This is a genomic window from Manganibacter manganicus, from assembly GCF_002075885.1.
Taxonomy (GTDB): domain Bacteria; phylum Pseudomonadota; class Alphaproteobacteria; order Rhizobiales; family Rhizobiaceae; genus Mesorhizobium; species Mesorhizobium manganicum.
Genome location: NZ_MDET01000056.1, coordinates 52645 through 75770 on the forward strand (window position 1 = coordinate 52645; position 23126 = coordinate 75770).

General features: G+C 61.9%; 18 protein-coding genes. 8 read left to right on the forward strand and 10 right to left on the reverse strand.

What is annotated here, in order from left to right:
- Positions 1-47: 47 nt before the first annotated feature.
- Positions 48-311, forward strand: coding sequence for a DUF6460 domain-containing protein (locus BFN67_RS20740; protein ID WP_080921355.1), 264 nt, complete (start codon positions 48-50; stop codon positions 309-311).
- 190 nt (positions 312-501) lie between these two features.
- Positions 502-1761 carry an MATE family efflux transporter gene (locus BFN67_RS20745; protein WP_139789279.1) on the forward strand — a complete coding sequence of 420 codons (1260 nt, stop codon included), beginning with the start codon at positions 502-504 and terminating at the stop codon, positions 1759-1761.
- Here BFN67_RS20745 and BFN67_RS20750 read toward each other — a convergent pair whose 3' ends face one another.
- Together BFN67_RS20750 and BFN67_RS20755 are read right to left on the reverse strand one after the other, a co-directional pair.
- Positions 1762-2838, reverse strand: a complete 1077-nt coding sequence (locus tag BFN67_RS20750) for a quinone-dependent dihydroorotate dehydrogenase (RefSeq protein ID WP_080921357.1) — start codon at positions 2836-2838, stop codon at positions 1762-1764.
- Entirely contained in the window at positions 2835-3185 is a 351-nt protein-coding gene (locus tag BFN67_RS20755; RefSeq protein ID WP_080921358.1) for a DUF952 domain-containing protein, read from the reverse strand. Before BFN67_RS20755 ends, BFN67_RS20750 begins: the two co-directional genes overlap by 4 nt.
- Positions 3186-3291: 106 nt before the next feature.
- Between BFN67_RS20755 and BFN67_RS20760 the strand changes: the two genes are divergently transcribed.
- The gene (locus BFN67_RS20760) at positions 3292-3726 is read left to right on the forward strand and encodes a hypothetical protein (RefSeq protein WP_080921471.1); all 435 of its coding nucleotides are present in this window, start codon (positions 3292-3294) and stop codon (positions 3724-3726) included.
- A 115-nt stretch (positions 3727-3841) separates the two neighbouring features.
- Positions 3842-5497, forward strand: a complete 1656-nt coding sequence (locus BFN67_RS20765; protein ID WP_080921359.1) for a lysine--tRNA ligase — start codon at positions 3842-3844, stop codon at positions 5495-5497.
- On the opposite strand, the gene BFN67_RS20770 is transcribed toward BFN67_RS20765, so the two are convergent.
- The 6 genes from BFN67_RS20770 to BFN67_RS24985 all read right to left on the reverse strand — a co-directional run bounded on the left by BFN67_RS20770 (position 5457) and on the right by BFN67_RS24985 (position 12918).
- Entirely contained in the window at positions 5457-6347 is an 891-nt protein-coding gene (locus tag BFN67_RS20770) for a thermonuclease family protein (protein ID WP_080921360.1), read from the reverse strand. The two genes, BFN67_RS20765 and BFN67_RS20770, sit on opposite strands and share 41 nt — an antisense overlap.
- 9 nt (positions 6348-6356) lie before the next feature.
- Positions 6357-7019, reverse strand: coding sequence for a S24 family peptidase (locus BFN67_RS20775; protein WP_080921472.1), 663 nt, complete (start codon positions 7017-7019; stop codon positions 6357-6359).
- 67 nt (positions 7020-7086) lie between these two features.
- On the reverse strand, positions 7087-9306 hold the full coding sequence (locus tag BFN67_RS20780; protein WP_080921361.1) for an FAD-dependent oxidoreductase: 2220 nt from the start codon (positions 9304-9306) through the stop codon (positions 7087-7089).
- Between the two features lie 9 nt (positions 9307-9315).
- Positions 9316-10524 (reverse strand): acetyl-CoA C-acetyltransferase, encoded by a 1209-nt coding sequence (locus tag BFN67_RS20785; protein WP_080921362.1) that lies wholly within the window; start codon positions 10522-10524, stop codon positions 9316-9318.
- A gap of 25 nt (positions 10525-10549) precedes the next feature.
- Positions 10550-12346, reverse strand: coding sequence for an acyl-CoA dehydrogenase C-terminal domain-containing protein (locus BFN67_RS20790; protein ID WP_080921363.1), 1797 nt, complete (start codon positions 12344-12346; stop codon positions 10550-10552).
- A gap of 95 nt (positions 12347-12441) precedes the next feature.
- On the reverse strand, positions 12442-12918 hold the full coding sequence (locus BFN67_RS24985) for a MerR family transcriptional regulator (protein WP_080921364.1): 477 nt from the start codon (positions 12916-12918) through the stop codon (positions 12442-12444).
- 93 nt (positions 12919-13011) lie between these two features.
- On the opposite strand from BFN67_RS24985, the gene BFN67_RS20800 reads away from it, so the two are divergent.
- The 3 genes from BFN67_RS20800 to BFN67_RS20810 all read left to right on the forward strand — a co-directional run bounded on the left by BFN67_RS20800 (position 13012) and on the right by BFN67_RS20810 (position 18710).
- Positions 13012-16809: a peptidoglycan-binding protein gene (locus tag BFN67_RS20800; RefSeq protein WP_080921473.1), complete on the forward strand. Its 3798-nt coding sequence runs from the start codon at positions 13012-13014 to the stop codon at positions 16807-16809.
- Between the two features lie 180 nt (positions 16810-16989).
- Positions 16990-17913, forward strand: coding sequence for a sulfite exporter TauE/SafE family protein (locus tag BFN67_RS20805; protein ID WP_080921365.1), 924 nt, complete (start codon positions 16990-16992; stop codon positions 17911-17913).
- A complete protein-coding gene (locus tag BFN67_RS20810; RefSeq protein ID WP_080921366.1) occupies positions 17913-18710 on the forward strand; it encodes a TIGR02186 family protein in 798 nt (265 codons plus the stop codon). The genes BFN67_RS20805 and BFN67_RS20810 overlap by 1 nt, the downstream gene beginning before the upstream one ends.
- 11 nt (positions 18711-18721) lie before the next feature.
- Here the strand turns inward: BFN67_RS20810 and pdeM are convergent, their stop codons facing one another.
- Both pdeM and BFN67_RS20820 read right to left on the reverse strand, forming a co-directional pair.
- Positions 18722-19438, reverse strand: coding sequence for a ligase-associated DNA damage response endonuclease PdeM (gene pdeM, locus BFN67_RS20815; RefSeq protein ID WP_080921367.1), 717 nt, complete (start codon positions 19436-19438; stop codon positions 18722-18724).
- A 1-nt stretch (position 19439) separates the two neighbouring features.
- Positions 19440-21980: a ligase-associated DNA damage response DEXH box helicase gene (locus BFN67_RS20820; protein WP_080921368.1), complete on the reverse strand. Its 2541-nt coding sequence runs from the start codon at positions 21978-21980 to the stop codon at positions 19440-19442.
- Positions 21981-22111: 131 nt separating this feature from the next.
- Between BFN67_RS20820 and BFN67_RS20825 the strand changes: the two genes are divergently transcribed.
- Positions 22112-23122, forward strand: a complete 1011-nt coding sequence (locus tag BFN67_RS20825) for a ligase-associated DNA damage response exonuclease (protein WP_080921369.1) — start codon at positions 22112-22114, stop codon at positions 23120-23122.
- The last annotated feature ends 4 nt before the right edge of the window (positions 23123-23126 follow it).

The window sequence follows — 23126 nt, forward strand, 5'->3', positions numbered from 1 at the left end:
GCCAAGTGCGTATCTCACGCACACAATCGGACTCACGGAGAAAGCCCTTGTCCGCACTGACACGTTTCCTCGGCGACTCGCCGCTGCGCATCATTGTGAAGTTGCTGGTCGTATCGTTCCTCGTCGGACTGGTGATGCATGCCTTCGGCTGGACGCCATTGGATGTGCTCTACAATATCAAGCGCTTCTTCCTCGATATCTGGAATCTCGGCTTCCACGCGCTCGACCGCTTCTTCGGCTATATCCTGCTCGGCGCGGCGATTGTCGTCCCCGCCTTCATCCTGATCAGGATCGCGAGCTATCGGCGGTAGCGCCATAACGGCCTGAGCCAGCCGGAGGAAACGGCTGGTATTATCGGATCGGCGGTTGCATCTCGCCTGTGTTCAGCGCACATCGGCGGATCGTTCAATTTTGCAATAAAGAGCAACCACGCTGGACCAGACTTCCGCAGTTCGGCCTTTCAATGTCACCAACCGCAGCGTGCTGGCCATTGCTGTGCCGATGACGCTTGCCTTTCTGACCACACCACTGCTGGGGCTGGTGGATACTGCTGTCGTCGGCCAGTTCGGCGACGCCGCACTGCTCGGCGGACTGGCAGCCGGCGCCGTCGTCTTCGACGTGGTGTTCACCACCTTCAATTTCCTGCGCTCAGGCACGACCGGCCTAGTGGCGCAAGCTTTCGGCCGCGGTGACACGCTGGAAGAACAAGCCGTGTTCTGGCGTGCCGTGCTGGTGGCGGCGATAGCCGGCCTCGTATTGGCGGCTTGCGCCCCGCTATTTTCGCTCGCGGGCCAATGGTTCATGGATGCCGGCCCGCGCGTCAGCGAGACGATGGGCACCTACATCCATATCCGCATGCTGGCGGCGCCATTTTCGCTGATCAACTATGCCATACTCGGCTATGTGCTGGGGCGCGGCGAAGGCAATCTTGGCCTGGCCTTCCAACTCATACTCAACAGCGTCAACATGCTGCTCAGTGTCGTACTCGGTCTTCAACTGGGCTGGGGCGTCGCCGGTGTTGCCTGGGGGACGGTCGGCGGCGAAATCACGGCAATGCTGTTCGGCCTTGCCATTGTCATGCGGCGTTTCCGGGCTGCACCTTCGCTGCCGCGTGCGCGCATTTTCAACATGGCCGCGTTCGTGCGCATGATGTCGCTCAACCGCGACATCATGATCCGCTCCTTCTCGCTGCTTGCCGCCTTCGCCTTGTTCACCCGGCAGGGCGCGCAGTTCGACACGGTGACGCTTGCGGCAAACGCGGTGCTGATGAACCTCTTCCTCATCGCCGCCTATTTCCTCGATGGCTTCGCCACCGCCGCCGAACAGCTTGCCGGCCGCGCCATCGGCGCACGCGCAGCCGCTCCGTTCCGGCGGGCCGTCAGGCTGACGCTGCTATGGGGGTTCGGTCTTGCCGGTGCGGCGGCCCTGATCATGCTTGCCTATGGCGCTCCGCTTATCGCCCTCATCACAACCGCACCGGATGTGCGGGCGGAGGCCGACATCTACTTGGCATGGGCGGCTTTCACGCCTCTGAGCGGCGTACTCGCCTTTCAGATGGATGGTGTCTTCATCGGTGCGACGTGGTCGCGCGATATGCGCAACATGATGCTGTTGTCGTTCGTGGCATTCGTGATCGGCCTGTTTATGCTGACGCCCATCTTCGCCAATCATGGCTTGTGGGCGGCGCTGCATGTGTTTCTTTTGACGCGCGGGCTCAGTCTGTTCTGGATCCTGCGCCAACGCATGCGCACGGCGTTCTGATCAGAGCCGCTTGGTTGCCCAGTCCGCGAGCCGGCTGTCGCGTAGACTTCGCAGCGAAGCCACCCTTTCACGCTCAAGCATCCGGACCATATCGCGCAGGATACGCCCCGGCAAAGCAGGCCCGCCATAGATCAGCCCCGTGTAAAGCTGGACGAGATCGGCACCGGCGCGGATTTTTTCCAGCGCCGTGGCGGCATCGCGCACACCGCCGACGCCGATGATCGCCATGTCCGGCCCGAGCAGCTTGCGCATCTTTGCCAGCACGGTTGTCGAGCGCTCGAACAGCGGCTTGCCGGAAAGACCACCGGTTTCCTTTGCATGCGCCGTCGCAGCAAGCGATGGTCGAGCAATGGTCGTGTTGGAAACGATCAACCCTTCGATACGCTTATCGGTAATCTCCGCGGCGATATCTTCAAGTTCCCCCTCGACCAGATCAGGCGCGATCTTCAAGAACACCGGGGGCCGCATCGATGCCGCCTCGCGCGCGGCCATGACGCGTGAAAGCAGTTCGCCGAGTTGCGCGCGTGCCTGCATGTTGCGCAAGCCGGGCGTATTGGGCGAGGAGATATTGACGGTCAGATAGGAAGCCAGCGCTGCGAAGCGAGCCACGCCCTTTTCATAGTCGGCAATACGGTCGGCGCTGTCCTTGTTGGCGCCGATATTGACGCCGACAATTCCCACCCGCCCCTTGCGTGCCGTCAGCCGTTGGGCCGCCGCCTCATGGCCTTCATTGTTGAAACCCAGCCGGTTGATGACGGCTTCGTCGCGCGCCAGCCGGAAGATGCGCGGTTTCGGATTGCCGGATTGCGGCAGCGGCGTCACCGTGCCGACCTCGGCAAAGCCGAAGCCAAGTTGAAGCAGGCCATCCGGCACCTCGGCATTCTTGTCATAGCCGGCCGCCATGCCAAGCGGGTTGGAAAAGCGCAGGCCGCATAGCTCGACCTTGAGGCGTTCGTCCGCCGGTGCTTTTGCCGCCACCGGCAGGCCACAGCGAAGTGCCGCTATCGACAGGCCATGCGCGGTTTCAGGGTCGAGGGTAAAAAGCAGGCGCCGGCTGATCTTGTCGAACACGCTCATTCCTCCCCCATCGGAGGAAATTCATGCACGCCATCGGCGCCGACCGGCAGCGGCTTGACCCAGAGCACGGTATCGAGGGTGAGCGGGCCATAGAGGTGCGGAAACAATGCACCGCCGCGTGACGGCTCATATTTCAGCGCCGCGCCAAGCCGGGCATCGTCGATTGCGGCCAGCAGCAACCCGGTCTGGCCGGCAAAATGCTTCGCCGCGGTTTCCCGCGCCTGGCTGGCGGTGGAAAAATGGATGAAACCGTCGGCCTGATCGACAGGAGCGCCGGTGAAGCGGCCCAACTTCTCGGCTTCCCGCCAAAGCGTCTCGGGCACGATCTTGTAGATGATTTGCGACATGGCTGCGCTATAGTCTGAAGATCGCGCGTCGGAAAGGGGCCATCCCCATTTCCGGCGCAAAGCGGCATTTCAATCGCCGCGAGCATTAAGATCGATGGAGGATATGATGCGCCTGCAAAGCCTCGCCATTCCCGCCGTCCTCACGCTGGCCGCGTTGCCCGCCCATGCCGAAGACACCGGACGCTACCGGCTGGAAAAATCGCCGGATGGCTATGTGCGCATGGATACGCAGACCGGCGCAATGTCGATCTGCCAGGAGCAATCGGGGCAGCTTGTGTGCAAGCTGGCCGCAGATGAACGACGGGCCTTTCAAGATGAGGTCGAGCGGCTGCAAGGCGAGGTCAAGACACTCGACCGGCGGGTGACGAAACTCGAAAACTCGCTGACGGCACGAATGGAGTCCAAACTGCCGACCGAGGAAGAATTCGACAAGACGATGGGCTACATGGAACGCTTTTTCCGCCGCTTCATGGGCATCGCCAAGGAATTGGAGAAGGAAGATCAAGGCAATGCCGGCAAGCCGGCACCCGACCGGACATAGACGTCCGAAAAGCGCCGGAAACGCGGGAAAAACACGCGCAATCGTTGACGCTGCGGTCCATGCCGCATAGAGCGGGGCAGCCGGCAAATACCGGCAGAACCGCAGGACGTACGACATGGCTGGACTTCCCCCGATCGATCTTGACCCCGAACTTCTCGCGGCCGCCGCCGAGAGCAAGGCGTGGCCATTCGAGGAAGCCAAAAAGATCATTGCCCGCTACGCCAAAACCGGCCTGCCCGAAAGCGTGCTATTCGAAACGGGATACGGCCCTTCCGGCTTGCCGCATATCGGCACCTTCGGCGAAGTGGCGCGAACCACCATGGTGCGCCATGCCTTTCGCGTGCTGACAAAGGATAAGGTCAAGACGCGGCTTCTGTGCTTTTCCGACGACATGGACGGCATGCGCAAGATCCCCGACAACGTGCCGGATCGCGCGGCGCTCGAGCCCTATCTGCACATGCCGCTGACCGCCGTGCCCAATCCGTTCGGCGGCGACTATGAGAGCTTCGGCCATCACAACAATGCCATGCTGCGCCGCTTCCTCGACACGTTCGGCTTCGACTATGAATTCGCCAGCGCAACGGATTACTACAAGTCCGGCCGTTTCGATGATGTGCTTTTGCGCGCCGCGGAGAAATACGACGACATCATGAAGGTCATGTTGCCGACGCTGGGCGAGGAACGCCAGGCGACCTACAGCCCCTTCCTGCCAATCTCGCCCAAAAGCGGCCGCGTGCTTTATGTGCCGATGAAGCATGTCGATGCCGAGGCCGGCACCATCACTTTCGATGACGAGGACGGCACCGAAACCACGGTGCCCGTCACCGGCGGCAAGGTGAAGCTGCAATGGAAGCCGGATTTCGGCATGCGCTGGGCCGCACTCGGCGTCGATTTCGAGATGTTCGGCAAGGACCATCAGACCAACCAGGCGATTTACGACAAGATCTGCGTGATCCTCGGTGGACAAGCGCCGGAGCATTTCGTCTATGAACTGTTCCTCGATGACAAGGGCCAGAAGATTTCGAAGTCGAAAGGCAACGGGCTGACCATTGACGAATGGTTGACCTATGCGCCGACCGAAAGCCTCGGCCTCTATATGTTTCAGAAGCCGCGCGTGGCCAAGAAGCTCTATTTCGACGTCATTCCGCGCGCGGTGGAGGAGTATTACACATTCCTGTCCGCCTATCCGCGGCAGGACTGGAAGAACCGGCTCGGCAATCCCGTCTGGCACATGCATGGCGGCAATCCTCCGGCGATCGACCTGCCCGTGACCTTCGGCCTGCTGCTCAATCTGGTCAGCGCCTCCAACGCACAGAACAAGGATGTGCTGTGGGGTTTCATCTCGCGCTATGCGCCAGGCGTGTCTCCGGCCACGCATCCCGAACTCGACAGGTTGACCGAATATGCGGTGCGCTATTTCGACGATTTCGTGAAGCCGTCGAAAGTCTTCCGCACCGCCGATGAGGTCGAGCAGGATGCACTGGCCAAGCTGGCCGACACGCTTTCGGCATTGCCGGATGATGCCGATGGCGAGGCGATCCAGACTGCAACGCTCAATGTGGCGCGCAAGATCGAACGCTATCAGGACCACGCCAAGAAAAGCCCGGAGGGTGGCCCCGGCGTATCGGTCGCCTTCTTCCAGATGATCTATCAGGTGCTGCTCGGTCAGGAACGCGGCCCGCGCTTCGGTTCCTTTGCCGCGCTCTACGGCGTAAAGGAGACGGTGGCGCTCATTCGCCAGGCGCTGGCGGGAACCCTGGCAGCGGCTTAGTTTCCGATCCGACAGGCGGCATGGCCGCCGTGCCGGACAGGTCGAGGATGGGATCGTCCGACGCCGGCGCCGAAAGATCGGCGGGCAGTGGCGATGCCGAGGGCAAGCCCGAGAGGTTGGGCGCAACACCGAAAACGCCTTTTCCCGCTTCCTGCGCCTTGCGACCGGCCTCGGCGTAGGGACTGGCTGGAAGAGCGCGCGCCCAGCCGTTTTCGACCAGCCATTTGCCGATATCCCGCTTGCCGATCCGGCATTGCATGCCGTCACCCTTGTCGGGTTCCGTGCAGGTCAAGGCACGGCCACGCATGAAACCCTGGAAGGCCGTGCTGGCACGCGCACCGCAATGCCAGACCTTGCCGGCACGATCTGTACAGGTTTCATCGGGCCGAACCACCTCGATGCCGGAAATGGTCAGCAATTGACCCTTGACCTCGATCACGCCTGCAGCCTTGGCGACAGGGCGAAATAGCGGCCCGCCGGTCAAATCGGCCGGGTCCACCGGGTCAGGCGGTGTGGCAAGCGAAAGCGTGCTGAGTGGTGCGCGAGGCGCAATCCGCTCAAGCGGCGCACCCTGAAGCGCCGGAGGTGCAGTGATTTCCGGGTCGATGGTGCGGGCGGGCGGCGTGGCTTTTGTATAATCGGCCGATCGGCGGGCAGGCTCCGCCACGACGGCAGGCAAATCATCATATGGCGCATCGACCGGCGGCATGACGTCCGGCAAGTCCTCAGCCGCGATGGGCTCGACTGCCACCGATGAGTCACGCTGAACGACGCTGCGGCCACCGGTCATGACTGCTGCCGCCATTACCAACAATAGACCCGCCGCCAAACCGCCATGAAGCGCACGCATCGGTCCACCTCACTGGCTTGCCCAGACGATCCGGGCCATCCATTCGACCTCGGCCACTGGGATATCGCGGTTCGGATGATCTGGATTGAGCGACAGCAGCGAAATCGATTTGGCCGAATGGCGCTCCAGCACCTTGGCCATAACCTCACCCGTGCCGGTGCGCACCACGACGCGGTCGCCCTTGCGCACGCTGGCATCGGGCTGCACGATGAGAATGTCGCCGTCGCGATAGAGCGGCTGCATGGAATCGCCGCGCACCTTCAACGCATAGCTGTTTTCGCCGGCCTGTGCCGGCAGTTCGATCAAATCAAGCCCCTGGCCCTCGGGGAAGCCGGCATCCTCGAAGAAGCCGCCGGGGCCGGCGCGCGCAAAACCGAGCAGCGGCACGGAAACCGCACGCGTATTCGGCCGGCGGGCTGACTTGCCTGCCGCAACTTGCCTGCCGCCTTCGACCAAGGCCATGAAATCGTCCAGCGAAGCGCCGGTCGCTTCCATGATCTTGGCCAACGACTCGGTCGACGGCCAGCGCAGGCGTCCATCCGCCGATTGCCGTTTGGATTTGTTGAAAGCGGTCGAATCCAGTCCGGCTCGCTTGGCAAGGCCGGAGACTGAAAGCGAATAACGTTCAGCGAGGGCGTCGATAGCGGCCCATACGCGCTCATGCGAGAGCATCATGCTCTTCCCGAACAGGAAAAAATACCTGTTTGTTCTATCGCCCTTCGCCGATCTTGTCCAACGATTATGCCGCCGCCTGCCCGGTATCGTCAGGATAGGGATTGAAACGCTGGTAGAAGGTTTCACCCTTCTGCGCCATATCGGCGAGCAGTTTCGGCGGCTTGAACTCGGCGCCATATTTTTTCTGCAAGCGCCTGGCGAGAGCGACGAATTTTTCCGCCCCCATGCCATCGATATAAGACAGCGTGCCACCTGTATAAGGCGCAAAGCCAAATGCAAGGATGGAACCGACATCGGCCTCGCGTGGATCACTGACGATGCCTTCTTCCATGACGCGCGCGGCCTCCAGAGCAATCACCGCGAGGAAGCGCTGCTGCAATTCCTCGAAGTCGACCGCATCGGCATCCTGCTGCCTGTAAAAATCCTTGAGGCCCGGCCACAGATGTTTCTTCGCTGGCTTTTCCGGATAATCGTAGAACCCCTTGCCGTTCTTGCGACCGAAGCGGCTATGCTTGTCCACCATCGTGTCGATAAGCTTCATCTGCTCGGGCGAGACGGCTTTCGGCCCAAGATCACGTTTGGTCTGATGCATGATCTTCTGGGCAAGGTCGATGGCCGTTTCGTCGGCAAGCGCCAGCGGGCCAACCGGCATGCCGGCGGCGCGCGCGGCGTTCTCGATCATCGGCGCGGGAACGCCCTCGATCAGCATCTTGAAGGCTTCCGACATGTAGCGCAGCACGCAACGATTGACGTAGAAGCCACGCGTGTCGTTGACGACGATCGGCGTCTTCCTGATGGCCCGGGCATAGTCGATGGCGAGAGCCAGCGCCTTGTCGCCGGTCTTCCTGCCGAGAATGATCTCGACCAGCATCATTCGGTCCACCGGAGAGAAGAAATGGATCCCGATGAAATTTTCCGGCCGCGCCGAGTTCTTCGCCAGCACCGTGATCGGGATGGTCGACGTGTTGGAGGCAAACACAACAGACGATGTCAGCGCCGCCTCGGCCTTCTCGGTCGCCACCTTCTTGACCTGTGAATCCTCGAACACCGCCTCGACGACGAGATCGCAGCCATCGAGCGCGGCATAGTCGTCACTCGGTGTGATGAGCGAAAGCAAACCATCCTTGTCTTCGGACTTGGCGCGGCCCTTCCTGACGAGGTCGTCCATCAGCATGGCGGAATGCGCCTTGCCCTTCTCGGCAGAGGGCATGTCGCGGTCAATCAGCACGACCGGGATGCCGGCTTTTGCCGTAACATAGGCGATGCCCGCGCCCATGAAGCCAGCGCCGATGACGCCGATCTTGCTGAACTGGGTCGGCGGCAGACCTGAAGGGCGGCGCGCGCCCTTGTTCAATTCCTGGAGCGAGACGAACAGCGAGCGGATCATCATAGCCGCTTCGGTCGTCTGGAGGATTTCAGTGAAATAGCGCGTCTCGATCCTGAGCGCCGTATCGAAGGGCACCAGAAGGCCCTCATAGACGCATTTCAGGATCGCGGCCGCGCCGGGAAAATTCCCATAGGTCTCGCGCCGCAAAATGGCGATGGCCGGCGGCCAGAGATTGGCGCCGGCAGCGGAATAGATCGGCCCTCCGGGCAATTTGAAGCCCTTTTCATCCCAAGGCTGCACCGGTTTCAATCCGTTGCGTATCATTGCCTTCGCCATCGCAATCAATTCGGACGGTGCGGCGATCTCATGGATCAAGCCCATCTGCTTCGCCTTCTTCGGCGAAAGATTCTGGCCGGACGTCAGCATTTGCAGGGCCTGCTGCTGGTCGGTCAGGCGCGGCACGCGCTGGGTGCCGCCGGCACCCGGAAAAATGCCGATCTTCACTTCCGGCAGGGCCATCTTCACCCGGTCCGAATCCGCCGCTACCCGCCCATGACAGGCCAGCGACAGTTCGAACGCGCCGCCCATGCAGGTGCCGTTGATGGCCGAGACCCACGGCTTGCCGCAAGTCTCCAGCTTGCGGAACAAGCGGCTCATGAAGCCCGCCGTCTCAAACAGCTGCTGCGTCGCCTTTTGGCGGTCCGCAGCTTTTTCTCTGGTGAAGGCCGTCAGCATCTTTTGCAGCATGACGATGTCCGCGCCGCCTGAAAAACTGTCCTTGCCGGAGGTGACGACCGCGCCCTTGATGACGGCATCGCCGGCAACCTGATCGACAATGGCGTCGAGTTCCGTCATCACCTCTTCGGTGAAGACATTCATCGATCTGTCCGGCATGTCCCAGGTGACAAGAGCGATGCCGTCGGCGTCGGTTTCAAGGGTAAAATTGGTATAGGTCATTTTTGCTCCCTAAACCCGCTCGACTATCGTGGCAGTGCCCATGCCGGCGCCGATGCACAATGTCACCAGCGCGGTGTTGAGGTCGCGCCGCTCCAGTTCATCCAGCACCGTGCCCAGGATCATCGCGCCGGTCGCGCCGAGCGGATGGCCCATGGCAATCGCTCCGCCATTGACGTTGAGCCTGTCGATCGGAATGTCGAAGGCCTGGATATAGCGCAGCACGACAGCGGCGAAGGCCTCGTTGAGTTCGAACAGGTCGATGTCGGAGAGTTTCATCTTCGCGCGCTTCAGCAGCTTTTCGGTCACATCGACCGGACCAGTCAGCATCAGCACCGGCTCCGAGCCGATATTGGCGAAGGCGCGGATGCGCGCGCGCGGTTTCACGCCGAGCGCCTTTCCGGCTTTCTTCGAGCCGAGCAGCACCGCAGCCGCGCCATCGACGATGCCGGAGGAATTGCCGGCATGATGCACATGGTTGATCGTCTCGATCTCGGGGTGCTTCTGCACCGCCACAGCGTCGAAACCGCCCATCTCGCCCGGCATGACGAAGGATGGATTGAGTGCCGCCAGCGCCTGCATGTCGGTGCCGGGGCGCATATGCTCGTCATGATCGAGAATGGTCAGGCCGTTCTGATCCCTGACCGGGACCACCGACTTGCCGAAATAGCCTTTTGCCCAGGCATTGGCGGCGCGCTTCTGGCTCTCCACCGCATAGGCGTCCACATCGTCACGCGAAAATCCGTATTTGGTGGCGATAAGATCGGCCGAAATGCCCTGCGGCACGAACCAAGCAGGCAGGCCGACTGATGGGTCCATGAACCACGCGCCGCCCGACATGCCCATGCCGACGCGGCTCATCGATTCCACGCCACCGGCAATCACGATATCGTCGGCGCCTTGCGCGATCTTGGCCGCGCCGAGATTGACGGCATCCAGCCCTGAGGCGCAGAAACGTGAAATCTGCATGCCCGGCGTCCTGAAATCATAGCCCGCTTCGAAAGCTGCCGCACGCGGAATGACCGCACCGGCCTCGCCGACCGGATCGACGCAGCCGAAGATGATGTCATCGACCTTGGCCGTATCCAGCCCGTTGCGGTCGCGAATGGCTTCCAGCGTTCGGGCGGCCAGCCGCACTGCCGAAACCTCGTGCAGCGCGCCATCCTTCTTGCCACGCCCTCGCGGGGTGCGCACCGCATCATAGACGAAAGCGTCAGCCATTCCTGCTGCTCCTGTTATGCCGATGTTAGAATGCCTCTGCCGGCAAAGCCATCATCGCATCCGCACCCGCCGAAATGCGGGCAAGTCGCAAAGCCGTCTCGGGCATGGCATGCTCCATGAAGAAGCGGCCGGTGGCCAGCTTGTTCTCGTAGAAGGACCTGCCCTCCCCGACATCTTCGGCAATCCGGACCTGCGCTGCCTTGGCCATGCGGCTCCACATATAGCCGAGCGCCACCAGACCGAAGAGATGCAGATAGTCGGTTGCGGCAGAGCCTGCATTGTCCGGCTCGGACATGGCGTTCTGCATCAGCCACAGTGTAGCTGCCTGAAGATCGTTCAGGCTCTTCTTCAGCGCCTTGGTAAAAGGCGTCATCTTTTCATCCGCGCGATTGCCTTCGCAGAAATCGCCGACCTCCTGCATGAACGCCCGCATGGCGCGGCCGCCATTCAGAGCCAGCTTGCGGCCGACCAGATCGAGCGCCTGGATACCGTTGGTGCCTTCATAGATCATGGCGATACGGGCATCGCGCACGAACTGGCTCATGCCGTTTTCTTCGATATAGCCGTGACCGCCAAAAACCTGCTGCGCCATCACGGCGTGATTGAAGCCTTTGTCGGTGAGCATGCCCTTGGCCACCGGCGTCAACAGGCCGAGCAGATCGTCGCCAGCTTCGCGCGCCTTCGCATCGCCGGCGCGGTGCGCAATGTCGGATTGCAGCGCCGTCCACAAAAGCAGCGCGCGACCGCCTTCGTTGAATGCCTTCATCGTCATCAATGTGCGGCGGATATCTGCGTGGACGATAATCGGATCGGCAGGCTTGTCAGGCTCTTTCGGCCCGGAAAGCGAGCGGCCTTGCAGGCGCTCACGCGCGTAAACCGCGGCATTCTGAAAGGCGACCTCACTAATGGCCAAACCTTGCAGGGCGACTCCGAGACGCGCCTCGTTCATCATGGTGAACATGGCTTTCAGGCCGCCATTTTCCTCACCCAGAAGGGCACCTTCGGCCCCGTCGTAATTCATCACGCAGGTGGCATTGCCGTGAATGCCCATTTTCCGCTCAATCGAGCCGCAGGCAACAGCGTTGCGTTTACCAAGACCGCCGCCCTTTGCCAGCTTGAACTTGGGCACGATGAACAACGATATGCCCTTGGTGCCCTGCGGCGCGCCTTCGATACGCGCCAGCACAAGATGGACGATGTTTTCGCAAAGATCGTGCTCGCCAGCCGAAATGAAGATTTTCTGGCCGGAAATGCTGTAGCCGCCCTTGCCGTCCGGAACAGCCCTGGTGCGCAGCAGACCGAGATCGGTGCCGCAATGCGGTTCCGTGAGGTTCATCGTGCCGGCCCAGCGGCCGTCGACAAGCGCGGGAAGATAAGCCACCTTCTGTTGCTCGCTGCCATGGGCGATGAGAGCGGCGATGGCGCCCTGTGTCAGCCCCGCATACATCATCAGCGCCATATTGGCGGAGGAGAAATATTCACCCGCCGCCTGATGTAGCGTGTAGGGCAAGCCCTGCCCGCCATGATCCGCCGGCACCGCCAGTCCCATCCAGCCGCCTTCACGATATCGATCCAACGCCGCCTTGAAACCCTTCGGGGTCGTCACCGAACCATCGTCATGGTGTTGGCAGCCTTCAAGATCGCCAACGCGGTTCAAAGGCAGCATGACGTTTTCGGCAAGCCTGGCGGCCTCATCGAGAATGACGTCAAGAACATCGGGAGAGGCATCGGAAAAGCCAGGAAGATCGGCATGCCGCTCGAAACCCAGGACCTCGTTGAGCAGGAAAAGCGTATCCCGGACGGGTGCCCGATAGAGCGTCATGCTGCCTCCTCTCAAGACCGGTGAGCGCGGCCATAACCGGCAGCCGCGATGAATAGAAAGCGTCTCACCAAGAGATATTGACGTTTGCGTAAACGTCAATGGATTATCACGGATAATTCGACTTTCCCTTCATGATGCTCACTTCTCGGTCCGACGCTCAGTCGGTTGCTTTGGGTGTTGGGCGCGCGACCGGCGAGCAGGCCGCGCGCCGTCGACATCAACGTGCCGATTTCGTCGATGGCATCGTCGATCAGCGCCCGTTGCTTCTGCAGGCGGGCGAGTTGCTTTTCCGACTTGTCCAGCGCCATCTTGAACTGGCGCACCTTGGTGCCGGTCGGGTCGTAAATATTCATAATCTGCTTGACCTCGCGCAGCGAGAAAAATGCAAGCGACGCATTTTGGCCGGCCGTGCCCTGTCTGGCACCCGCCCGGCACGAAGCTCCGCGCTTCTTAAGTTTGGTTAACGGCTTGTTTACCACGTTGGGCGAAAGGTGCGCGTGTCGGTTGTCCGTATTCCTTCCTGTAACGCGTTGTTCACGGATATTCGAAGCGGGCTGGAGCGCCGGACGCATCTTGCGCCTTCGCGACAGGATTTCCGCCCGTTTCCGACATGACTTCAATGGGGAAACTGGCCCGTAGCGGCCATTTTGGAAACGGGCGCCTCGATGAACAGCAAGCGGTCTTATCTCGACAGCCTCAATATCGGCCGGGAACGGCGCCCGCATGTGACACTCGATCAGTTGAATCGCTCGCTGGAAGCGCTTGAACAGAAGCTGGATCAAGCGCGCGACGAATCGCCCACGACGGCAGCCCATGATGCCCCGCGCTACGGCCGCGCCCGGCCCTATGAAGGCTTGGGCGCCGCCGCCGCTGCCCGTGAGGTTCCGGAGCCTCGGCAGGCGCGCCAGACACAGGAAGAACCGGCATACGATCCGGCCTACCAGGCAATCGCTCGCGACATCGAGCGCGTCAACAGCCAGGAAGACGGCATTGCAATCGTCAGCCGCATTGCTTCGGAATTGCGCGGCTTGCGCGAAGAATTGCGTCATCAAATGAGCACCGGCTTGCAGCGTGAATTCGAGACGTTGCGCCAGGATGCACACGCCGCTCCGCACGCCAAAGACGGCAGCGAACTTGCGCGCGAATTCGAGCGGCTTTCAGGCGCCATCCAGAATCTTGCCGAGAAAAGCGACGAGCGTGGCATCAATCTTCTGCGTCTCGACGTCGAACAGGTGAAAACCGCGCTCGACACTTTGGCGCGCGAGGAAAGCGTGCAGGCCGTGGACCGGCATTGGGACGAGTTCCACCGCCGTTGGGACGAATTCGAAACCCGGTTCGAAGATGGCGGCAAGAGCGGCACGAACGGGCCGGCTATGACCATGTTTGGCAAACGTCTCGAACAGATCGGTGAGACTGTCAATCGGCTGCCGGAATCGCTGCCGCTGCGCTCGCTGGACGAGAAGCTGCGCACCTTGGCTGGCGCGGTCGAACACTTCGCCAACCAGCAGGGAGAGCATGGCGGCGAAATCATGACTATGATCGATGAGCGGCTGGACGAGATTTCTCGCGCCATCGTCGCCTCGGCCGCCACGCAGGCACAGAGCTTTGACCCCGAGGCCTTCCAACGCATAGAACAACGCATCGCCTCGCTGGCTCACCAGATCGAGGAAATCACGGAAGACCGCCCGAACAGCGAGGTGATCGAGAGGCTCAATACCCTTTCACGGCGTGTCGATGAGCTTTCCACCCGTGCCGCACTGCCTGAACAGGCGATGGATCGGCTCGGCCAGCAGATCGCATTGATCGCCGAGCGTGTCGAACGCGCGCCATCGGTGCCCGACACAAGCCATCTTCTGGAGGGACTGGAGCAACGCTTCGATCTGTTCGCACGCGCTCTGGAGCGCCGTCAGGAAGATGCAGCGGCACAAAGCGGCCTTCTGTTCCACGATCTGGAAAAGCGTCTCGACGAGGTAGCTGAACGGCTCGACCGTCAGCATCCGGTGGCATTCGACAGCACCGACATCTTGAACGCCCTCGACGCACGTTTTAGCGCCCTCGCTTCGCGCCTGGACAACCCCAATGTCAACACGGCCGAGCAGAACGCCATTCGCGGGCTGGAAAGCCGGCTGGAAAATATTTCGGGCCGTCTCGAAGCCTCGGCCGCACAGATGGCCGGGATCGATCCCGATTTGATCCGCAGCCTCGAATCGCAGGTCTCAGGCCTGTCTGCCCACCTGTCGAAGCCAGGCACGCCGCTGCCCGAATTCGAAGACATCAGCCCGCGCCTGCAGGAGATCGAAAAGGCCCTGAACGGCACGCGCAAATCCGTGCTGGAAGCGGCGCGCGAGGCCGCTGAAAACGCCGTACGCAACTTTGCCGGGTCCAACGGCGAGGCGACCGCCGTTTCGGGCCTGGTGCAGGATCTCAAGACGCTCGAAGCCTTGACCCGCCGCTCCGACGAGCGCAATGCGCGGACATTCGAGGCAATCCACGACACGCTGCTCAAGATCGTCGAGCGACTGGGTTCGCTTGAAGGTCCCGAGTCGGACCGTTCTTTCAAAGACAGCGCCGCCAGCGGCAAGATTTCCGTGCAGAATGCACCCGCCCTCGATCTTGACGAAGCCCTTCCACTCGCCAGCGCCGACGAAGACACCTTCGAACTCACTCAACGCACGCCGGCGGAAGCGGCGGCCGAGGCCGCCAAGGCTGCAATCGGCAATAGTGGAAAAAGCATAGACAAGGATAAAAACCACAAGAAGTCCATGCTCGGCGGCCTTGCCCGCGCCTTCAGCAACCGCAAGGGAGCGACGAGACAGCCCGCCCGGACCCAGCCGGTATCGACACCGGCCGAACCCGAACCAAAGGCGGTAGCGCCCTCGGTCGAACTCGATGAGCCGATCGAACCCGGCGTGATCAATCGTCCGCTCGTTCCGGGTTCGGGGGCTCCTGATCTCAATGCGATCATGAAGCGCGTGCGCGACGAGCGTGCGCAGACCTCGAAGCCGGAAAGCAATGAAACAGCCAAGTCCGACTTCATCGCGGCAGCGCGCCGGGCAGCGCAGGCAGCAGCAGCCGAAGCAGAGTCACTGAAGAAAAAACAGTCCTCGACCGGCGGTATCGCCAAGGGGCGGTTCGGCGACATGTTGAAGGTGCGCCGCAAGACCATGCTGATGGCGGCCGGAGCGGTGATGCTGGCGCTGGCTGGTCTGCAACTCGGCAAAGCCTACATGAACGACACCATGCAGGTCGCGACACACGCCGCCAAAATCCCGTCGTCGCAGACCGCGGCAACAGCGTCGACCAAGCCGAACCAGCCGGTGGTCCGTGCCGCCGCACCGGTGAAAACACAATCCGCTGCCGCATTTGCAATACCTTCGCGCCCGAGGACGGAGCCGGTCAGCACCAAAATACCGGCGCTGGTGCCCCAACCCGTAAAGCCTGTGGTACAGGCGCCGATGGCAGCGGCCCAGACATCGCTGACGGCGACACAAGACATGCTGCCGGGCGTGGACGAAGATGAAAAGACGAGCGCGCTGCCGCCCGTCATTTCTTCCAAACCAACACTTCCCGAACCTGCGGTCCGGCAGCAGGCAAACGCCGCAGATCCCACGATCGAAGTTCCCGCCGAGATCGGCCCGGCGGCGCTGCGCGACGCAGCAACCAAAGGCGACGCAAAGGCATTATTCGAGATCGGCTCACGTTATGCCGATGGGCGCGGCATCACGCAGGATATGGCAACCGCCGCGAAATGGTACGAGAGAGCGGCCAATCTCGGCTTTGCACCGGCCCAGTACCGTATCGGCAATTTCTATGAGAAAGGCGTCGGCGTCGAGCGCGATATCAAGAAGGCCAAGACCTGGTATCAGATGGCGGCCGAGCAGGGCAATGCCAGCGCCATGCACAATCTGGCCGTACTGTTCGCCATGGCCGCCGACGGCCCGCCCGATAATGAATCGGCCGCACGCTGGTTCCAGGCCGCAGCCGATCTCGGCGTCAAGGACAGCCAGTTCAACCTCGGTATCCTCACCGCCAAGGGCGTGGGCGTGAAGCAGAACCTCGAAGAGGCCTATAAGTGGTTCGAACTGGTCGCTGAGAGCGGTGACAAGGATGCTGCAGCCAAGCGGGACGAGGTGGCCAAAGCGTTGCGTCCCGAGCAACTCGAACGTGCCCGCGCGGCCGCCAAATTGTGGAAAGCCAAGCCGATCAACCAGATTGCCAATTCCGCAGATATTCCCGAATCCTGGCAGGATGCGCCGACGACGACCGCCGGCATCGATATGACAAAGGCCGTACGCAACATCCAGCGCATCCTCAACAAGAACGGCTATCCGGCCGGCAGCGACGACGGGGTCATGGGTGACAAGACCCGCAACGCCATCATGGCATTTCAGAGCGACAACGACATGAACCCGACCGGCCAGGTCGATAAAAAGCTGGTCAAGGCGCTGCTGGCCCGCAAATAGCGGCATGAGCGTCGCGTTCACGACGCCATGCCTTACATTCGCCTGCTAACCGGCTGACATGGTTCTCGTTTTGCTGCGCAATGGCGTTTGCGCGGCATTGCAAGAACAGGTTAGCTTTTCAGTGTTATATCCCCATGGCGGCGATCTGCGCCGCATGGCAGGTTTGATCGAGTTGGACGGGTGAGCATCTATCTCCCGATCGCGGAAATTTCCGTCAATGTCTTCGTGCTGCTGGCCATGGGCGGAGCAGTCGGCTTCCTGTCGGGCATGTTCGGGGTCGGCGGCGGATTCCTGATTACCCCGCTCCTCATCTTCTACAACATTCCGCCGGCGATCGCGGTAGCCACCGGCGCCAACCAGGTCATCGCTTCGTCTTTTTCCGGAGCGCTGTCACATCTCAAGCGTGGTACGCTTGATTTCAAGCTCGCCGGGGTGCTGCTCGCCGGTGGCATTGTCGGCTCGACCGGCGGCATCTATGTCTTTTCAGTCCTGCGCAGTATCGGCCAGCTCGATCTGTTCATTTCACTGCTCTACGTCATCATGCTCGGCACTGTGGGCGGGCTGATGCTGGTGGAAAGCGTCAACGCGCTTCGCGCCAGCCGGGGTGGCTCCCCGCTTCCACTGAAAAAGCCGGGCCAGCACAACTGGATCCACCGGCTGCCGCTCAAGATGCGCTTCCGCGCCTCGAAACTGTTCGTCAGCGTCATCCCCGTGCTGGCGCTCGGCGCCGGCATCGGCTTCCTGTCTGCGATTATGGGCGTCGGTGGCGGCTTCATCATGGTGCCAGCCCTGATCTACCTGCTCAGGGTGCCGACCAATGTCGTTATCGGCACGTCTCTCTTCCAGATTATCTTCACCTCCGCCTACACCACCTTCATCCATGCCACGACCAACTACACGGTCGATATCATCCTCGCCTTCCTGTTGATGGTCGGCGGCGTGGCCGGCGCTCAATACGGCGCCAAGGCGGGACAAAAGCTGCGGGGCGAACAATTGCGCGCGCTGTTGGCGCTGCTCGTCCTTGCCGTGGCGCTCAGGCTCGCGGTCGACCTGTTCGTGAAGCCACCCAGCATCTATTCCCTCAGCGCCGTGGGGCTGGGCTGATGGCGCGAATCAAAAAGGCATGGCTGCTCCTGCCGGTTCTGGCGCTACTCCTCACCACCCCCGCAACGGCACAGACGACTCCCGCTCACCAGGAGGGCATTCAGATCGGCCTGTCGACCGACAATGTCGCGATCACCGCCGGCTTCTCCGGTGCCAACCTCACCATCTTCGGCGCGCTGGAAGACCCTGATCCGCAAATCGTGCGGCAGGGGCGATACGATGTCATCGTCGTTCTCGAAGGCCCCAGCCGGCCGGTGAGGGTGCGGCGCAAGGACCGCGTGCTCGGCGTCTGGGTCAATCTTGAATCGGAAACCTTCGAGAATGTGCCGGTCTCCTATTCTGTCGCCACCACGCGGCCTTTGCAGGACATCACCGAGCCGGCCAGTTACAAGCAATTGTCGCTCGGTCCGAACAATATTTACATGCAGCCGGCCGATCCCGATCAGGCTCCGGCCACGATCCGTGAATTCACGCAGGCCCTGCGCCAGCGCAAGACGGCGGCCGGGCTCTACAGCGAAAACATCGGCGGCGTGCAGTTCCTGTCACAGAACCTGTTCCGCGCGACGGTGCGCCTGGCGCCCGATGTTTCAGTGGGCACGCATCGCGCCCGCGCCTTCCTGTTCAAGAACGGCGTATTCCTGAAGGAGAATTCGGCACAGCTCGAGATCCGCAAATCCGGCTTCGAGCAGGCGGTTTTCCGCCTCGCCCACAATCACGGGCCGTTCTACAGCATGCTGGCGATCGCGCTTGCCATCCTCACCGGCTGGCTCGGCCGCATCGTGTTCAGGAAGGACTGAACGACCGGCAGTCAGCCGGGCCGCAGCATCGGCCCGGCAATGGCAAAAACCCGGCCCTCCCCCAGCATATAGGCCATCAGGCTTTCATGCCGAAACAGGCCGGCATAGGCACGGTCCAGCACGTTGAGCGAGCCGGTATAGGCACCGAATGCCGGCATGATCATGCGCGCGCCGTCACTGATGAAACAGCGGCGCCGCACGGAACGCCCGCGCCGAACGATGCGAGCGCAAGGATGCAGATGGCCGGCGATCTCGCCCTCCGCTCTCACCCGTGATGGCTCATGGCGAAACAGCAGCCGGCTCACAGCCAGTTCCCGCACCGTCTCGCCCGGCAGATCGGCCGGCGCCTCCGGATCATGGTTGCCGGCGATCCAGAACCAGTCGCGGCCAAGAATCAATCTTTCAAGCCCCTCACGGAAGCTCGGATGCAGCCGAGCCGCACCTTTGCCATCATGGAAGCTGTCCCCGAGGCTGACGACGATGCGCGGCGCATAGTCTCCAATCACCGCCGCCAACCGATGCAGTGTCGCGCCGGTATCGTAAGGCGGCACCAGCGCGCCTCTACATGCAAGCGACGATCCCTTTTCCAGATGCAGATCGGAAACGGCGAGCAGGCCGAGCGACGGAAAAAAAAGCGTGCCGCGCGGATCGCATACAGCCCTTTCGCCGGCAATGCCGACCAGCCCGGTACTTTGTTTCATGCCCTTTTCGGCGAGCGCGAGATTCATGTCATGCCCCGGCCCTGTCCTCGTCCGTTCCCATAGCCTCCTCGATCAGATCGGCCGCCTCCATCAAAAGCGATTCATTGGCGCCGCCATTGACCGATTCCTTGCCGATCTCCAGCATGATCGGCACGGCGAGCGGTGAAATCTGCTCCAGATGCTTATGCACGATTCGACCGCGTATTCGCGAGAGCATATCGGCCAGCCTGCCGACGTCGAGCAGGCCGGCGGCAGCATCCGCCCGCGTTGCCTGCAACAGGATATGGTCCGGCTCGTGGCTGCGCAGCACATCATAAATCAGGTCGGCCGAGACCGTCACCTGCCGACCGGTTTTCTCCCGGCCTGGAAATCGCTTCTCGATCAGCCCGGCGATCACCGCGCATGTTCGGAACATGCGCTTAAGCATCCAGCTATCGTTCAGCCATGCCTCGAGATCGTCGCCCAGCATATCCTCGCCGAACAGGTTCGCCAGCGACGGGTTTTTCGCCTTGAACAATGCATCCATGTCGTCCAGCGCCCAGACGGCGAGCGAATAATCCGTGGCGACAAAGCCGAGCGGAAGGGCACCGGCGCGTTCCAGCCGGCGCGTCAAAAGCATGCCGAGCGTCTGATGCGCCAGCCGGCCTTCGAATGGATAACAGACCATGTAGTGCCGTTCGTTGCGCGGAAAGGTCTCGACCAGAAGGTCGCCGCGTTTCGGCAGGACGGACTTCTCCTCCTGTAACCGAAGCCAGTCCGACACCTGTTCCGGCAGCGCCTGCCAATGGTCGGGATCGGCCAACATGCCGCGCACCTGATCGGCAAGGTAGGTGGAAAGCGGAAACTTGCCCCCCGCATAGCTTGGCACGATTATCTGCGTCTTCCCGCCACCGGCCGAGACGATGCACTCGTTTTCGCGAATGCCTTCGAACCGCAGAACCTTGCCGGCAAACAGGAAATTGTCGCCCGGCCGCAGCGTTTCGGCGAAATATTCCTCGACCTTGCCGAGGACACGCCCGCCGCGCACGGATGCGCCTCGCCCCTGTCGCACATAACGCACATTGAGTTCCGGCATTTCGACAATGGTGCCGATATTCAGCCGATATTGCTGAGCGATGCGCGGGTGGGTAATGCGCCACAATCCTTCCCTGGTGCGGCGAATGCGAGCATAGCGGTCATAGGTCTTCAGGGCATAGCCGCCGTTGGCGACGAAATCGACCACGCGGTCGAAGGCCACCCGATCGAGCCCGGCATAGGGCGCGGCACTGCGAACCTCGTCAAAGAGTTGATCGGCGTCGAAGGGTGAAGAGCAGGCCGTGCCCAATATATGCTGGGCCAGCACATCGAGCGTGCCCGAGAGCAAAGGCGGCGTGTCCTGGGCGCCAAGATAATTGGCCTCAAGCGCCGCACGGCATTCCAGCACTTCGAAGCGATTGGCGGGAATGAGCATCGCCTTCGACGGTTCGTCCATGCGGTGATTGGCGCGACCGATGCGCTGCGCCAACCGGCTGGCGCCTTTCGGCGCGCCGACATGCACCACCAGATCGACATCGCCCCAGTCGATGCCGAGGTCCAGTGTCGAAGTGGCAACGATGGCGCGCAACGCATTGTCGCCCATTGCCTTCTCGACACGCCTGCGCTGGCCGACGTCGAGCGAGCCATGATGCAGCGCGATGGGCAACGAATCCTCATTCACCCGCCACAATTCCTGAAACAGCATTTCCGCCTGGCTGCGCGTATTCACGAAAAGCAGCGTGGTCTTGTGCTTTTTGACGGCATCGTAGATTTCCGGAATGGCGTAGCGCGCCGAATGGCCGGCCCAAGGCACCCGCTCCTGAGACTCCAGGATCGAAATGTCCGGTTTTGCCCCACCGGCAACTGTGATGATGCCGGCCATAGGGGGTGGTGACGCCTGCGGAACCAGCCAGCGGCGCAACTCGTCCGGCTCGGCCACGGTCGCCGAAAGGCCGATGGCGCGGAGATCGGGAACGAAGCTGCGCAATCGCGCAAGGGCGAGCGCCAGCAGATGCCCGCGCTTGGACGTGACCAGCGAATGAAGTTCGTCAAAGATGACGATCCGCAGATCCTCGAAGAAGCGTCTCGCATCCGTCCCGGCGATCAGAAGGGCCAGTTGCTCCGGCGTGGTCAGCAGAATATCCGGAGGATTAAGTTTCTGGCGCTGACGTTTATGGGCCGGCGTGTCGCCGGTGCGCGTCTCAATCGCGATCGGCAGGCCGATCTCCTCGACCGGCTTGCCGAGATTGCGCTGGATATCGACGGCCAGCGCCTTCAGGGGCGAAATGTAGAGCGTATGGACGCCGCGCCGTGCCTCGCCAGGCCTGCGCTTTTGTCGACCAGCCAACTCGACCAGCGAGGGCAGAAACCCGGCCAGGGTCTTGCCGGCGCCGGTGGGGGCAATCAGCAATGTCGATTGCCCGCTTCGCGTGCGCGCCAGCAGTTCGGTCTGGTGCGGACGCGGCGACCAGCCCTTTTGCTCGAACCATTGCAAGAACGGTCCCGGCAGCAGGGCAGTGGCAGTCTCGGCGTGCAGGTCAGGCTTCGCAGTCACGCGCCAGAGGTAGCGCGCGCCGATTCAAAGGCCAAGCAAAATCTGGAACAAAAGGAGATCGGATGTCGCATGCGGGCGCATCGTTAAGTGGCAGACTTCCCATCCGACCTCAAATACCTATCTTGCAAGCCATGCGCGCCAGCGATCTGCTTTGCTCCCGGCCCGAAGGCCTTTATTGCCCGCCGGGCGACTTCTTCATCGATCCGGTCAGGCCGGTGGCACGCGCCCTGATCACGCACGGCCATTCCGATCATGCGCGCGCCGGCCATGGCGCCGTACTGGCGACCCGAGAGACGCTCGATATCATGGCGCTGCGCTACGGCGAAGGCTTTGCCGGCATGATGCAAGCCGCAACCTTCGGCGAGACCATCATGGTGAACGGCGTGGCTGTGAGATTCCATCCGGCCGGCCATGTTCTCGGCTCGGCTCAGATCGCGGTGGAACGCAACGGTCTGCGCATCGTCGCCTCCGGCGATTACAAGCGCCAGCCGGATTCAACCTGCCAGGCTTTCGAGCCGATTGCCTGCGATGTCTTCATTACCGAGGCGACATTCGGTCTACCCGTTTTTCGTCATCCGCCGGCGCATGAGGAAATCGCCCGGCTGCTGAAATCGGTGGCGCAATTCCCCGAGCGAACCCATCTTGTCGGCGCCTATGCGCTCGGCAAGGCGCAGCGCGTCATGCGGCTTCTGCGTGACGCCGGCCATGACAGGCCCATCCGCATCCATGGTGCGCTGGCAAAGCTGAGCGATTACTACGTCAGCCAGGGGATTGACCTCGGCGCGCTGCAACCAGCGACTGTGGACGATGCTGACAGGGCTGATTTCGCAGGTTCGATCGTCATCGGTCCCCCGGCCGCATTTTCAGACCGCTGGGCGCGGCGCTTCGCCGATCCGCTTTCCTGCTTTGCCTCCGGCTGGATGCGTATCCGCCAACGCGCCAGGCAGGGCGGCGTGGAGCTACCGCTTATCATCTCCGACCATGCCGACTGGGACGAGCTGACAGCCACGATCCGCCAAACCGGCGCGGCCGAAATCTGGGTCACGCATGGGCGCGAGGAGGCATTGGTTCGCTGGTGCGAGCTTGAGGGAATTTCGGCCCGCCCGCTGCATCTCGTGGGTTACGAAGACGAGGGGGATTGAAGGC